This is a genomic window from Halomonas sp. GFAJ-1 (genome assembly GCF_000236625.2).
Taxonomy (GTDB): domain Bacteria; phylum Pseudomonadota; class Gammaproteobacteria; order Pseudomonadales; family Halomonadaceae; genus Vreelandella.
Genome location: NZ_AHBC01000029.1, coordinates 36,677 through 50,590, shown reverse-complemented (window position 1 = coordinate 50,590; position 13,914 = coordinate 36,677). Strand labels below are relative to the sequence as shown.

The window sequence follows — 13,914 nt, the reverse complement described above, 5'->3', positions numbered from 1 at the left end:
AATATGCTTTTTTGTGCTGTTAGCTGCACGTACTGATAATAGGTTGACTGCCATGCATTGCCCTTTTTGTGGTGCTAATGATACTCGAGTGTCCGATTCTCGGCTGGTAGCAGAGGGTGACCAGGTGCGTCGGCGTCGCCAGTGTGCCAGCTGCCATGAGCGCTTTACGACGTATGAAACCGCCGAGCTCATCATGCCCCGGGTGGTTAAGTCGGACGGATCTCGGGAGAGCTTTAACGAAGCCAAATTACGGGCAGGAATGCTGCGCGCGCTGGAAAAACGTCCCGTAAGTGCCGAAGCGATTGAGGCCGCGGTTGAGCGTATTCGTCAATCGCTGCGCGCCAAGGGGGACCGAGAAGTTAACGCCCGAGAGATTGGCGAGGCTGTTATGCAGGCGTTAAGCAATTTAGACCAAGTTGCCTATATTCGTTTTGCCTCGGTGTACCGTAAATTCCAGGATTTAGACGAATTTCGCGCTGAAATAGACCGGCTTTCCCAGGAGCCTGATCAAGAGCGATCGGTGGCCACACCCAATAATGGCGGAAAACAGTAATGGGCGCTGAGCCACGCCACGCTGCGTTCTCCCTACAAGATCATAAGTACATGGCGCGGGCGCTTCAGCTCGCCAAGCAAGGGCTTTATACCACCGACCCAAACCCCCGCGTGGGCTGCGTTATCGTCCGCTATGATGAAAGCGATGAGGGGCGAGTAGTGGGTGAAGGCTTTCACATCAGTGCCGGCGGCCCTCACGCTGAAATACACGCACTAAACGCAGCGGCTGGCTTAGCCCGCGGGGCAACCGCATACGTTACGCTGGAACCCTGCTCCCATACCGGCCGCACTGGGCCATGCGCGGTGGCGTTGGCAGAGGCCAAGGTCTCCCGTGTGGTTGTCGCGATGGTCGATCCCAATCCACAGGTAAGTGGGCAAGGTATTAAGCGGCTACAAGCCGATGGGGTAACAGTTGATGTAGGCCTTTTGGAAGCGGATGCACGGGCGCTAAACCCTGGTTTTATTTCCCGTATGCAACATAAGCGCCCCTTTGTGCGGCTTAAAATGGCGATGAGCCTTGATGGGCGTACGGCGATGGGGTCAGGTGAGTCCCAATGGATTACCGGCCCCGAAGCGCGTAGTCAGGTACAGCGGTTACGGGCGCGTTCCAGCGCTATTTTAAGTGGCGTTGAGTCGTTGATTATGGACGATTCACGGCTAACCTTGCGGGCCGACCAGCTGGCGCTGGCGAATGCCGATGAGGTGGTTAAACGCCAACCGCTGCGCGTTATTTTAGACTCCCGGCTCCGCTTGCCGCTGGCCGCCGCTTGCTTACGCGAGCCAGGACGCACGCTATTGATTACCACCGAGCAGCACAGTGAAGAGAAACGCCACAAACTAGAAGCGGCGGGCGCGGAAATAGTGGTGTTTCCTGCCGACCAAGGGGGGCGTATTGCCCTGGCTGACATGCTGCACTGGCTAGCCGATAATGAGCAGGTTAATGAGCTGCTGGTGGAAACAGGCGCAACGCTGGCTGGCGCGCTGTTAGATGCCAATTTAGTTAACGAACTGCAGTTATTTGTCGCCCCCACGCTGCTTGGTGGTGAAGCCAGGCCGCTGTTTGCCCTGCCGGGGTTAACCCGCATGGCAGACCAAAAGCGGCTGACGATTAAAGAGATGCGCGCGGTTGGGCGTGACTGGCACATTATTGCCGAACCTGATGCTGACTAGCGCAAGAATGCATAGCAAGGTACCCTGACGCGCGAAATCGCATGCAATGCGACCACTTTATTTTGGAGATTCCATGGCGCACTTCTCTTCTGAGGGGCTATCCCCTATCGCTGAGCTGGTGGAAGACATTCGCCAGGGCAAAATGGTGATTCTCATGGATGATGAGGATCGCGAAAACGAAGGTGATATCATCATGGCGGCCGAAAAAGTCCAGGCCGAGCATATCAACTTCATGGCGCGTTATGCGTGTGGCCTTATCTGCATGCCCATGACCCGCGAGCGTTGCGAGCAGCTTAATCTGCCGCTCATGGTGCGGGACAATGGTTCCGGTTTCGGGACTAAATTTACGCTCTCTATCGAGGCAACAGAAGGCGTTACAACGGGCATCTCTGCGGCAGATCGTGCTCGCACCGTGCAAGCGGCTGCAGCCCCCCACGCCAAGCCGACCGATATCGTACAGCCAGGACATATTTTTCCGCTGATGGCCGAGCCGGGTGGGGTTTTACGCCGCGCTGGTCATACTGAAGCGGCCTGTGATCTTGCGGCGTTGGCAGGCTGTGACCCCAGTGGGGTTATCTGCGAAATCATGAATGATGATGGCAGTATGGCGCGTCGCCCCGAGTTAGAAGTGTTTGCCAAGAAGCACGGTATTAAAATCGGCACGATTGCTGATTTAATTCACTACCGTATCGTCAATGAGCAAACCATTGACCTGATCGAAACCTCAAGCGTTAATACTGCCCACGGCAAGCTGGCGCTGCATGTATTCCGCGACCGTATACAAGGCGCACACCACTTAGCACTGGTGAAAGGGCAGCCCACCCCAGAGCAAGCTACCACGGTTCGCGTGCATTTGGCCGATACGCTGCGGGATGTGCTCGGCTTACTGAAGGGCGAGCAGTGCCGCTGGGACGCTCAGCGTGCGATTAGCGAAATTGCCCAGGCACCCGCTGGAGTGTTTGTTCTGATCGATGATGGACGCCCGCATCAGGATTTCAAAAATCAGCTGGATATTTTCCTCGACCGCGTGCGTCAACCGCGCACCAGCGATTCAGACGGTTCCGGCAACTACTTAACGATTGGTACCGGCTCGCAAATTCTGCGCCATTTGGGCGTGGGTAAAATGCGGCTACTTAGCTCCCCGTGGAAGTTCTCGGCCCTCTCCGGGTTTGATCTCGAAGTCGTCGAGCGCCTGGGGCCTAATGACACGGCGTATGAGCCAATTTCTCAGCAGGAATAAATTGATGCAATCCCTTTCGCAAGTTGAAGGCACTTTTGTAGATGTTGATGGCCGCTATGTCATCGTCGTTGGGCGGTTTAACCACCATGTGGTGGATAGCTTGGTGGAGGGTGCGGTCGATAGCCTGACCCGCCACGGTGTTGATGCTGAAAACATCCACATTGTTCACGTGCCCGGCGCCTGGGAACTGCCGCTGGCGGTAAAGCGCGTGCTTAAAGTCATGCAGCCTGATGCGGTGATTGCCTTGGGCGCGGTGATTCGTGGTGGAACGCCTCACTTTGAATACGTAGCGGGTGGCTGCAACACAGCGATGAACCATCTCCAGCTTGAGTTTGATACACCGGTGGCAAACGGTGTATTGACGGTTGAGTCTATTGAGCAGGCCATCGAGCGTGCGGGTACCAAAGCCGGTAATAAAGGTACTGAAGCAGCCATGGCCGCGATGGAAATGGTCTCGCTGCTGCGTGCGCTGCCGTTAGGAGACAACCAATGAGCGAGCGTAGTGAGCGTAAGCCCTCTGCTGCGCAGCAAGGGCGCCACGCCGCACGTGAGTTGGCGGTTCAAGGGCTTTACCAGTGGCAAATGACCGGTAAATCCATCACCACTATTGAAGCTGAGTTCCGTAGCCAAGTGGCTGATGACGATCTGGAAGATCACGAAAACTGGGTCAAGGTAATGGAAATTGCCGACAAAGCGCTTTTCCATGAGCTGTTGCACAATACGGTGCGTTTTAAGGCAGAACTCGATCGTGAAATATCCCCGTTGCTGGATCGCCGTTTAGAGGATCTGGACTCGGTGGAGCTAGCGATTCTGCGTTTGGGTGCTTACGAGCTTTCCCACCGGATGGAAGTGCCGTACCGTGTAGTGATCAACGAAGGCGTTGAGCTGGCTAAGTCATTTGGCGCCACCGACGGCCATAAGTACGTGAATGGCATTCTTGATAAGCTGGCAAACCGCTTACGTAGTGCCGAAGTCAGCGCTCGCCGTTTGTAAGCGAGCGGCCTGATCAAGCGTTTAAGGGGCCTTTGTGCTTGCCGAATTTGAATTGATTCGACGCTATTTTATGTCGCCGCAGGAGGCGCAAGCGACTGACGGCGTTGCTCTTGGAAATGGCGACGATGCCACGCTATTGGTGCCCAAGGCAGGGCAGCAACTGGCGGTCAGCGTCGATACGTCCGTTATCGATGTCCACTTTCCCAGCGATGCCCCCGCCTATGCGCTAGGGCACCGCGCTCTTGCCGTTGCGTTAAGCGATTTGGCCGCGATGGGGGCAACCTCGCGCTGGTGCCTAATGGCGCTAACCCTCGATCAGCGGGTATTTGCAGAGCATGCCGCCGCTGAACAGTGGCTAGCGGACTATGCAAAAGGGTTTCATAACCTTTGTCATCAGCATGCTACAACGCTGGTGGGGGGCGATGTTACCTCTGGGGCGCTAACCATCGGCGTTACCGTGATGGGTGAAGTGCCCGCAGGTGAAGCGATGACCCGCGCCGGTGCTAAGCCGGGTGATGTGATTGCGGTAACCGGCGCATTAGGCGGTGGTGCGGGCGGTTTGGCGTATTGGCAACAGGGGGAGCGAGACTTATCGCACCCCTTACTGCAGCGTTATTTGTTGCCTGAGCCCCGGCTTGCAGCAGGCGCTGCGCTTCGTGGCATTGCCACGGCAGCCATGGATATCTCCGATGGGCTGCTGGCAGATCTCGCCCACCTGCGTACTGCCTCAAAGGTGGGTGCGGTACTTGATTTAGAGGCGATTCCGTTAGCGGAAGGGTTGGTAGAGCAGCGTGGGCTTGATGCTGCTCGTCAAGCGGCTCTTTCAGGCGGCGACGACTATGAACTTCTGGTAACGCTTGCCCCTGATGACGTAACGCGTGCCCAGGCATGCCTTGCCAGTATAGGCCTGCCGCTTACCGTGATAGGGCGCTGCTGTGAAACGCCGGGGGTGAGAGGAATTGATGCCACCGACTATGCAGGCTGGCAGCACTTTAGTGGGGGTGAGGTATGAACCGTGCGCCCGCCAGTGTTTGGCGCAGGCCAACCCACTTTTTTGCTTTCGGTCTGGGGAGTGGCACCGCTCCGTGGGCGCCCGGTACCTTCGGTACTCTAGCGGCAATTCCTTTTTATTGGATAATGGCCGATCTACCCCTGGTATGGTATTTAAGCTTGGTGATGGCCGCCTTTGTTGTAGGCGTTTGGCTCTGTGAGAAAACGTCGCAAGACTTAGGGGTACATGACCACTCGGGTATTGTGTGGGATGAGTTTGTTGGTTACTGGATTACCATGGCGGCGGTGCCTTTTTCCTGGGAAGCCGCACTTTGGGGCTTTATCGTCTTTCGCATTTTTGATGTCTTTAAGCCTTGGCCTATCCGCTGGGCAGACCGACGGGTAGCGGGCGGTTTCGGCATTATGATTGATGACGTAATGGCAGGGATTTACGCCTGGAGTACCATGCACCTCTGGTTTTGGCTGCACTAGGTTTGGCTGCAAGAGCTTGGGTTGTACTGGGTTTACATGTACTTTTTGGGCTGATTGTTTTAACTGTGCTGGCCTGAACAGATAGGTAACGTTGGCTCTGCTCGCCATTTTGGGCTGTTAAAGGAGAGGGCATGCGCAAGGAACGTCTGATCGCTCCCGTTCTCGCCGTCATCGCTGTTGCATGGATGGTGGCGCAACTGCTTTCGAGCGTGCTGTTTGAGCGCAGCCTTCGCCAAGCGCTTGAAGACCTCGAGGCACGGGGGGAGTGGCGGGTGAGCCGTACGGAAAGCCACCAAGGATGGTTAACATCGCAGGGAAGTTTATTGCTTTCGCCGCTGCTTGGTCGTCCTTGGCGACTAGAGATAAGCTACCGTGCGCGCCATGGAATTTTAAGTACCGATGTGGAGGGCACAATACTGCCGCGCTTAGATAGCGTTCTGCAAAAAGCGGTGGGTGAAGTATCAGCGCCTTCAGTGCCTCGCTGGCAGGGCCGTTATCATACGCTCAGCGGTTATAGCGAGCTGCGGTTAGCACTGGCCCCGTTTGTTATTCAACAAAATGGCCGCGAGCTAGACGTGCGCGGTGCGCGCATACGTCTTGAAGGCGTATTTGGTGATTGGCATACCCGCGTGCTGCTGGATCAATTAACCTTAACGGATGGGCTGGCCCAGCTAACCCTTGGCCCTAGCGTATTGGAAAGTCGCTATACCTACATTGAAGATGCCTACCATTTTGCCCAGCGCGACCATCTGCATATCGAAAACTTAGCGATGCGTTATCCCGCTTATGATGTTCAGGTAGCGCCTCTGGATGTGCACAGCTATATGGTGCTTGATGAGAGTGAGCTGCGCCTTAAAGGCGAGCTTATTGTGGGTGAAGTGCGCGTGCCCAGTGAAGCCCCTGAAACACCTCTGTTTAGCGGCAGAGTGGAAGCAGAGCTTTCTCGCCTTAACGCGGATGCCGTGCGGCAAACTATTCGGCGTTTACGCCAAGAGGCTGCCTGGGGAGATACCAGCTTGCCGATGGCAGAAGGATTACTGGCCCGTTTGGAGCCAGACTTGCTGCAAGTATTAAGCGATTCGCCTCGCTTGGATGTGCCGGTCGTCATCATTGACAGCCCGTTATTGGGGCTGAGCGTTGAGGCGGATGGCGCGCTGTTTTTTGATGCTCGCAATCTTAATGAACTAAGTATTGCGGCCCTAGAAAAGCCTGAGGAGCGAGCACGTTGGCTTGAGCGTATCGACGGCGATTTTATTTGGCATGATGCCCCTACCGTAGCTGCGCTATGGCTAGGCCTGCCGCTGGGAACCCGAGAGCTGCAGTTTGACGTGGTACGAGGGGGGTGGCGGGTAAACGGTCGGCCGATACCCGCTTTATGGCCGTAACTGTATTGCTTTAAGCCATCGTAAAGGGTTGAAGTTTTGGCTTTGTGCCCGCATTCCACAAGGCATATCAAGCAGTGACAGTTGCTAGTGACTGTTGCTTGTTACTGTGGATTGGAGGGCGCATGAGCGACCAAGATTACGACCGCGATCACGAAGATCTTGATTGGCTAACCGATGGCGAGCCACAAGAGTCCCACCAAGAGCCCTCTGAAAGTGAAACGCTCTCTGAAAATAAAGAGCACCGTTCCGACGGCGAACGGGTAAATTCGCTGGTGCCTGCCAGCGAAATGCTGCCAGAGCGTATTTATCTCCTACCGATTCATAATCGTCCTTTCTTTCCTGCTCAAGTCCAGCCGTTGGTTATTAACCGTGAGCGCTGGGAAGAGACCATGCGTCGAGTGGGCAACACACCGCACCACACCATTGGGGTTGCGTTTGTCGGTGAGCAGGGCGTGGATTCGCTTGACCATGACCGTTTTCCCGCGATTGGGACTGCCGTCAAAGTACATAAGCTCAAGAGCGAGGATCAGCAGATCCAGTTTATCGCTCAGGGGCTGCAGCGTTTTAAAATTACCCGCTGGCTTTCCAAAGAGCCGCCCTATTTAGTTGAAGTGACTTACCCAAAAGAGCCGGTTGACGCGGAGAATGAAGAGACCCGTGCTTATGCCATGGCGATTATCAACGGCATTAAAGAGCTGCTGCCGATTAACCCGCTCTATGGCGAAGAGTTAAAACACTATCTCAACCGCTTTAGCCCTCATCAACCAGGGCCATTGACCGATTTTGCCGCTGCCATTACCTCCGCTAAAGGCCCAGAGCTTCAGGATGTGCTGGCCACCCTGTCGGTGGAAGAGCGGATGCAGAAAGTGTTGCCGCTGCTGCGTAAAGAGATTGATGTGGCGCTGTTGCAGGGCGAGATCAGTGAGCAGGTGAATGCCCAGATGCAGGAGCGCCAGCGAGAGTTCTTCCTGCGTGAGCAGCTGAAGGTCATTCAGCGCGAGCTAGGCATCTCAAAAGACGACCGCGAAAACGATGTTGATACCTTCAAGCAGCGCCTGGAGTCGCTGGTCGTGCCTGAACGCGTCCAGAGCCGCATTGACGACGAACTAAATAAGCTCAGCGTGCTGGAAACCGGCTCTCCAGAGTACGGCACAACGCGTAACTATTTAGACTGGCTAACGTCACTGCCTTGGGGTGTCACCAGCCAGGATAAGCTAGACCTTGCTACAGCCCGTGAGGTGCTAGACCGCGATCACGATGGTTTGAAAGACGTTAAAGAGCGAATTATTGAATTCCTCGCGGAAGGTACTTTTAAAGGCGATGTAGGTGGCTCTATTGTGCTGTTGGTTGGCCCGCCAGGAGTGGGTAAAACCTCAATAGGACGCTCGATTGCTGAAGCGCTTGGCCGTGAGTTTTATCGTTTTTCAGTGGGTGGTATGCGCGATGAAGCTGAAATTAAGGGCCACCGACGCACCTATGTAGGTGCCATGCCCGGCAAGCTGGTGCAAGCCTTTAAAGAAGTTGAAGTTGAAAACCCAGTGATTATGCTGGATGAGATTGACAAGCTCGGCCAATCGTTTCAGGGTGACCCTGCCTCTGCGTTGCTTGAAGTGCTAGACCCTGAGCAAAACGTCGACTTTCTTGATCACTATCTGGACGTGCGAATGGATCTTTCCAAGGTTCTGTTCGTGTGTACGGCCAATACCTTGGACTCTATCCCAGCCCCGTTGTTGGACCGTATGGAGCAGATACGCTTGTCAGGCTATATCGCTGAAGAGAAGCTGCAGATTGCTAAACACCACCTTTGGCCTAAGCTGCTTAAGCGCGACAATTTGCCGAAAAAGCGCATTAACTTAACCGACGCTGCGCTTAAACAGGTGATTGACGGCTACGCCCGGGAAGCGGGTGTTCGTCAGTTAGAAAAACAGCTACACCGTATTGTGCGTAAGGCGGCAGTTAAGCTGTTAGAAGAGAAGCTAGAGACGGTAAAAATTTCGGTTAAAAACCTGGAAGAATTTTTAGGTGCGCCCCTTTTCCGTAAAGAAAAAGTGCTTAAAGGTGAAGGGGTGGTCACCGGGCTTGCCTGGACCTCCATGGGAGGCGCCACATTGCCGATTGAAGCCGGTAAAGTGCACGCCCTAGACCGCGGGTTTAAACTCACCGGTAAGCTGGGCGATGTAATGAAAGAGTCCGCTAATATCGCCTATAGCTACACCTTGGGCCATTTGGCTGAGTATGGCGCGGATGCGGACTTTTTTGACTCCGCATTTGTGCACCTTCACGTACCTGAAGGCGCCACACCCAAAGATGGCCCCTCTGCCGGGGTAACGATGACGACGGCACTACTTTCGCTGGCCAAGCATCAGGCAATTAAGCGGCCGCTAGCCATGACCGGAGAGCTGACACTAACTGGGCAGGTGCTACCCGTAGGAGGAATCCGTGAAAAAATCATTGCCGCACGGCGTAGCGATATTTTCGAGGTGATTTTGCCTGACGCTAATCGCCGGGACTATGAAGAGTTACCCGACTATTTAAAAGAGGGCATGACGGTACACTTTGCCAACCGTTACCGTGATGTCGCTAACGTAGTGTTTAGCTAGCTAAGACTTAGTTTATAATTCGACCGTTTAAATCAAGCGCCATTCTATAAAGAATGGCGCTTTTTTACATTTGTTTACTAGTTAAATTAAGAGAAGACACAGGATAATACCTGCCAATATAAAAGAGCTCCTGATTCGCGAAAAAGCTTTCAGCAGTTTCTAAATTATAACCCTGGGGAACCTGAATGCGTAATAATCAACCCATCACGCAACGTGAATACGCGCTGGACGATGAAACGGTTTTAATTTCTCGTTCTGACTTAAAAGGCAATGTGACTTACGCAAACGCTGCGTTTGTGGAAGTTAGTGGCTATACGCGAGATGAGTTGATGGGGGCGCCTCACAACCTGATTCGCCACCCAGATATGCCAGAAGCGGCCTATGCTGATTTTTGGAAAACTATACAGGCTGGTGGTACTTGGCAGGGGACAGTCAAAAATCGTCGTCAAAACGGCGATCACTACTGGGTTAATGCCACTGTCGCACCACTAAGGGATGGAGATCGCATTGTTGGTTATACCTCATTACGGCGCAAAGCTTCGCCGAAGCGTATTGCTTTGGCCGAAAGAGTGTACGCCGAGATTCGTGAGAAGGGTAAGTCTCGCCGCTATACGCTTTCAGAAGGGCAGCTAAAACGCCGTGGGATTGGCGGTTTTTTTACGCGTTTTCAGCTAACCAGTTTAAAAGCTAAGCTCACCGGCATGGTTATTGCCTCGCTGCTACTGCTGGCATTGGCTGGTGGGTTAGGGATTTTTGGTTTGGTGCAGTCAGGGGATCGCTTGGAAACACTGAACCGTTCTGGCCTCGAGGCCGTAACGAATCTTCAGCGTATCGAGCGGCATGTAGGGCAGGCGGTTGAAGTGATTGAACCTGCTATTCGCAATCCAAGGCGGGTTGATTTAGAGGCTGTTGCCGACACAACGGGTGGGCATACCCAAGTCATTGAAAGGTTGTGGGGTGAGTACCTTGCTGACAATGATTCGGGGGAAGAGAGTGTACAAGCGTTTGATGCTGCGGTGGTCACTTGGCGCAGCGGTATTGATAGAGCGCTTGCTGCTGTCATGGAAGCCAATGGGTTTGCAGCGTTTGAAGCTTTTAACGACAGCGTTCAGCCAACCACCGAAATACTTCGCGAGGCGATTAGCCAGCTCGTTAGCCAAGAGCGCGTTAATGCCGAAGCGCTAGTGGCTGAGGCGAAGCAGGGGCGTCAGCAAATGCTGATTGCTCAGCTGGTGTTGATGGCGGTAGGGCTATTGGTGATGGTGGGGCTTAGTTTTGTCATTCTCAAATCGGTATTTCGCAGTTTAGCAGGCGCGCGGCACATGACGTTTCAAATTGCGGCGGGCAACCTTGCCGCGCGGGAGCGTCGTCAAACGAATGATGAGTTAGGCGAGCTGCTCTATTCCTTGGATACCATGCGCTTTAGCTTAGCGAGCATTGTCGGCGATGTAGAAAACCGTGTTTCAGTGGTGACGCCAGCAGTTCAGCAAATTGCCACTGAAAACGAAGAGCTTGCCTCGCGCACGGAGCAGCAGGCGTCATCGCTTCAGCAAACCGCCTCAAGCATGGAGGAGATGACCTCAACGGTGCAGCAGAATACCGAAAATGCCCGTCAGGCTACCGAGCTTGCTGCGCAGAATGCTGTCAGTACCCGCGATACCCAAGCGCAAATGGAGCAGCTGGTTGAACGGATGCAGCGCATCGCACAGCGTGCCGAAAAAATGACCGAAATGATCGGGGTGATCGACGGTATTGCCTTTCAAACTAATATTTTGGCACTTAATGCGTCTGTTGAAGCAGCCCGTGCGGGTGAGCATGGCCGAGGGTTTGCGGTCGTTGCTAGCGAAGTACGTATGCTTGCTAGCCGGAGTGCGGACGCTTCACAAGAAATTCGTAAGATGATTGATAGCACCACTCAAGAGGTAAGCGGTGGCCGTACCGCCGTTGAGCAGGCGGAAAAAGCGATCGAAAACGTTATGCAGCAGGTGAGTCGCGTAAGTGAGTTGATGGAGTCGATTAGCACCGCTTCCAGTGAACAGAGCAGCGGTATTGGGCAGATTAATACAGCAATTGCCGAAATGGACAACGTCACTCAGCAAAATGCGACGAAGGTACAGAGCATTGCCGCCTCCGCAGATAACTTGGCGATAGAAGCCTTCGAGTTGGCAAACGTTGTTGACGCGTTCCGGTTAGAAGGTGCCCAGGAAGAAAGCATTCAAGCCGCACGTGAAAAGCTTAACCAAGTTAACCAAGCGCTGCGTAAAGCATCGCTCAACTTGCCTGCCGCCAGATCCTCGTCTGCGCCCGCCCGCTCTCAAAGCACGCAGAACTGGGACGAGTTTTAATTAATGAATGTGCCGCTCAACGTTCATAGGAGGAGCCTGAAGGAGTAACTTAGCGCTGGTACTTTTTGTTTAGAAGATCGACTACGTTCATGCCACCTTCGGGTGGCATGTTTTATGCAGTGTATTAGGCCGAAGGTGTGTAAAAGTGAGTGTTGGTTGCCCTCACCATCTAGTCTCTACGGTTCGCTCATGCCACAATTCAAAGCCGCTGGATTCATTTGCCTGCTGCCACGAATGTGGCAGGCCACGATAAAGATGTAGAGGACACCATGCCCGAGTATCGCTCCCGTACTACCACTGCTGGCCGTAATATGGCCGGTGCCCGTGCCCTTTGGCGTGCTACGGGTATGAAGGATGACGATTTCCATAAGCCCATTATTGCAGTGGCTAACTCGTTTACTCAGTTTGTACCGGGCCATGTTCACTTAAAAGACATGGGGCAGTTAGCTGCCCGTGAGATAGAAAAAGCGGGTGGTGTTGCCAAAGAGTTCAACACCATTGCGGTGGATGACGGCATTGCCATGGGCCACGATGGCATGCTCTATTCGCTGCCAAGCCGAGATATTATTGCCGACAGCGTTGAGTACATGTGCAACGCACACTGTGCTGATGCCTTGGTGTGTATTTCCAACTGCGACAAAATCACCCCCGGAATGCTGATGGCCGCGATGCGCCTGAACATTCCGGTCATTTTTGTTTCCGGTGGCCCCATGGAAGCGGGTAAAACAAAGCTGTTAGATCACGGCCTTGACCTGGTTGATGCGATGGTAATGGCGGCCGATGACAGCGTGGATGATGAAACCCTTGCCGAAGTAGAGCGCAGCGCATGCCCCACGTGTGGCAGTTGCTCCGGTATGTTTACAGCTAATTCCATGAACTGCTTAATGGAAGCGCTTGGGTTAGCGCTGCCCGGCAATGGCACGGTGCTGGCTACTCACTCAGACCGCCGTCGACTGTTTGAAAATGCCGGACACCGGATTGTCGAACTCGCTAAACGTTTCTACGAAGGTGAAGAAGTCCACCTGTTGCCCCGTGCCATAGGTAACAAAGCCGCCTTTAAAAATGCCATGACGCTGGATATCGCCATGGGTGGCTCCACGAACACTATTCTGCATCTTCTGGCCGCCGCCCAAGAAGCCGAGGTGGACTTCTCCATGGCGGATATCGACCGTCTTTCTCGCGAAGTGCCGCAGCTGTGTAAAGTGGCGCCCAATACCCAGAAGTATCATATTGAAGATGTTCACCGCGCCGGGGGCATCATGGCGATTCTGGGCGAGCTCGACCGTGCGGGAGTATTGGATACATCGGTTCCCACCGTTTATGGCGACAGTCTGAAAGCAGCATTGGATGAGTGGGATATCATGCGCTCACCAAGCGCAGAGGTCGTGGAGTTCTTCAAAGCAGGCCCCGGAGGCGTGCCCACCCAAACGGCGTTTTCGCAAAGCGCTCGTTGGCCAAGTTTGGACGGTGACCGCGCCACGGGCTGTATTCGTGATTTGGAACATGCCTTTTCCCGCGAAGGCGGCTTGGCCGTGCTATATGGCAATATTGCGCTCGATGGTTGCGTCGTGAAAACGGCAGGCGTTGATGACTCTCTTCTGGTGTTCGAGGGCAAAGCCCACGTGGTGGAGTCACAAGACCAAGCCGTTGCCAACGTATTAGATGGCAAAGTGAAAGAGGGCGATGTGGTCGTCATTCGCTACGAAGGCCCCAAAGGTGGCCCCGGTATGCAGGAGATGCTTTACCCGACCTCCTACCTTAAGTCGAAAGGTTTGGGTAAGGCCTGCGCGCTGCTGACCGATGGCCGCTTCTCCGGTGGTACATCCGGTCTCTCGATTGGACATGTCTCTCCTGAAGCCGCGGCAGGTGGTGCGATTGGTTTGGTCGAGCAAGGTGACACCATCCTGATCGATATTCCTAACCGCACCATCAACGTACAGCTCAGTGATGCAGAGCTGACCAAGCGCCGGGAAGCCATGGACGCTAAGGGCAAAGACGCCTGGAAACCGGTTGAAGAGCGCCCTCGGAAGGTGACTCCCGCGCTAAAAGCCTATGCGCTGCTCGCCACTTCCGCCGATAAAGGCGCGGTGCGCGACCTCTCCAAGCTAGATTAATTGCGTCATAACAGCCCGTCTCGTACGGGCTGT

11 protein-coding genes are annotated in these 13,914 nt (G+C 54.2%); all 11 read left to right on the top strand.

The window, feature by feature from the left end; translation table 11 throughout:
- The first annotated feature begins 52 nt into the window (after nucleotides 1–52).
- The 11 genes from nrdR to ilvD all read left to right on the top strand — a co-directional run bounded on the left by nrdR (nucleotide 53) and on the right by ilvD (nucleotide 13,881).
- Nucleotides 53–553, top strand: coding sequence for a transcriptional regulator NrdR (gene nrdR / locus MOY_RS08580; protein WP_035540466.1), 501 nt, complete (start codon nucleotides 53–55; stop codon nucleotides 551–553).
- Nucleotides 553–1,722 carry a bifunctional diaminohydroxyphosphoribosylaminopyrimidine deaminase/5-amino-6-(5-phosphoribosylamino)uracil reductase RibD gene (gene ribD / locus MOY_RS08575; RefSeq protein WP_009098695.1) on the top strand — a complete coding sequence of 390 codons (1,170 nt, stop codon included), beginning with the start codon at nucleotides 553–555 and terminating at the stop codon, nucleotides 1,720–1,722. The genes nrdR and ribD overlap by 1 nt, the downstream gene beginning before the upstream one ends.
- A gap of 73 nt (nucleotides 1,723–1,795) precedes the next feature.
- Nucleotides 1,796–2,962 carry a bifunctional 3,4-dihydroxy-2-butanone-4-phosphate synthase/GTP cyclohydrolase II gene (gene ribBA, locus MOY_RS08570; RefSeq protein WP_009098694.1) on the top strand — a complete coding sequence of 389 codons (1,167 nt, stop codon included), beginning with the start codon at nucleotides 1,796–1,798 and terminating at the stop codon, nucleotides 2,960–2,962.
- A gap of 4 nt (nucleotides 2,963–2,966) precedes the next feature.
- Nucleotides 2,967–3,455, top strand: coding sequence for a 6,7-dimethyl-8-ribityllumazine synthase (gene ribH / locus MOY_RS08565; protein WP_009098693.1), 489 nt, complete (start codon nucleotides 2,967–2,969; stop codon nucleotides 3,453–3,455).
- The gene (gene nusB, locus MOY_RS08560; RefSeq protein WP_009098692.1) at nucleotides 3,452–3,955 is read left to right on the top strand and encodes a transcription antitermination factor NusB; all 504 of its coding nucleotides are present in this window, start codon (nucleotides 3,452–3,454) and stop codon (nucleotides 3,953–3,955) included. Before ribH ends, nusB begins: the two co-directional genes overlap by 4 nt.
- Nucleotides 3,956–3,989: 34 nt before the next feature.
- Complete coding sequence (gene thiL / locus MOY_RS08555; RefSeq protein WP_009098691.1) at nucleotides 3,990–4,967, top strand: thiamine-phosphate kinase; 978 nt, start codon at nucleotides 3,990–3,992, stop codon at nucleotides 4,965–4,967.
- Nucleotides 4,964–5,437, top strand: a complete 474-nt coding sequence (locus tag MOY_RS08550; protein ID WP_009098690.1) for a phosphatidylglycerophosphatase A family protein — start codon at nucleotides 4,964–4,966, stop codon at nucleotides 5,435–5,437. Before thiL ends, MOY_RS08550 begins: the two co-directional genes overlap by 4 nt.
- A gap of 131 nt (nucleotides 5,438–5,568) precedes the next feature.
- Nucleotides 5,569–6,822 carry a DUF945 family protein gene (locus tag MOY_RS08545; protein ID WP_009098689.1) on the top strand — a complete coding sequence of 418 codons (1,254 nt, stop codon included), beginning with the start codon at nucleotides 5,569–5,571 and terminating at the stop codon, nucleotides 6,820–6,822.
- 122 nt (nucleotides 6,823–6,944) lie between these two features.
- Nucleotides 6,945–9,422: an endopeptidase La gene (gene lon, locus MOY_RS08540; protein ID WP_009098687.1), complete on the top strand. Its 2,478-nt coding sequence runs from the start codon at nucleotides 6,945–6,947 to the stop codon at nucleotides 9,420–9,422.
- Nucleotides 9,423–9,607: 185 nt separating this feature from the next.
- On the top strand, nucleotides 9,608–11,767 hold the full coding sequence (locus MOY_RS08535) for a methyl-accepting chemotaxis protein (protein ID WP_009098685.1): 2,160 nt from the start codon (nucleotides 9,608–9,610) through the stop codon (nucleotides 11,765–11,767).
- Nucleotides 11,768–12,036: 269 nt separating this feature from the next.
- The gene (gene ilvD / locus MOY_RS08530) at nucleotides 12,037–13,881 is read left to right on the top strand and encodes a dihydroxy-acid dehydratase (RefSeq protein ID WP_009098684.1); all 1,845 of its coding nucleotides are present in this window, start codon (nucleotides 12,037–12,039) and stop codon (nucleotides 13,879–13,881) included.
- Nucleotides 13,882–13,914: the final 33 nt, after the last annotated feature.

Bases quoted from the DNA above. Each gene is read 5' to 3' on its own strand.
- nrdR (WP_035540466.1), top strand. From the start codon at position 53: ATGCATTGCCCTTTTTGTGGTGCTAATGATACTCGAGTGTCCGATTCT.
- ribD (WP_009098695.1), top strand. From the start codon at position 553: ATGGGCGCTGAGCCACGCCACGCTGCGTTCTCCCTACAAGATCATAAG.
- ribBA (WP_009098694.1), top strand. From the start codon at position 1,796: ATGGCGCACTTCTCTTCTGAGGGGCTATCCCCTATCGCTGAGCTGGTG.
- ribH (WP_009098693.1), top strand. From the start codon at position 2,967: ATGCAATCCCTTTCGCAAGTTGAAGGCACTTTTGTAGATGTTGATGGC.
- nusB (WP_009098692.1), top strand. From the start codon at position 3,452: ATGAGCGAGCGTAGTGAGCGTAAGCCCTCTGCTGCGCAGCAAGGGCGC.
- MOY_RS08550 (WP_009098690.1), top strand. From the start codon at position 4,964: ATGAACCGTGCGCCCGCCAGTGTTTGGCGCAGGCCAACCCACTTTTTT.
- MOY_RS08545 (WP_009098689.1), top strand. From the start codon at position 5,569: ATGCGCAAGGAACGTCTGATCGCTCCCGTTCTCGCCGTCATCGCTGTT.
- lon (WP_009098687.1), top strand. From the start codon at position 6,945: ATGAGCGACCAAGATTACGACCGCGATCACGAAGATCTTGATTGGCTA.
- MOY_RS08535 (WP_009098685.1), top strand. From the start codon at position 9,608: ATGCGTAATAATCAACCCATCACGCAACGTGAATACGCGCTGGACGAT.
- ilvD (WP_009098684.1), top strand. From the start codon at position 12,037: ATGCCCGAGTATCGCTCCCGTACTACCACTGCTGGCCGTAATATGGCC.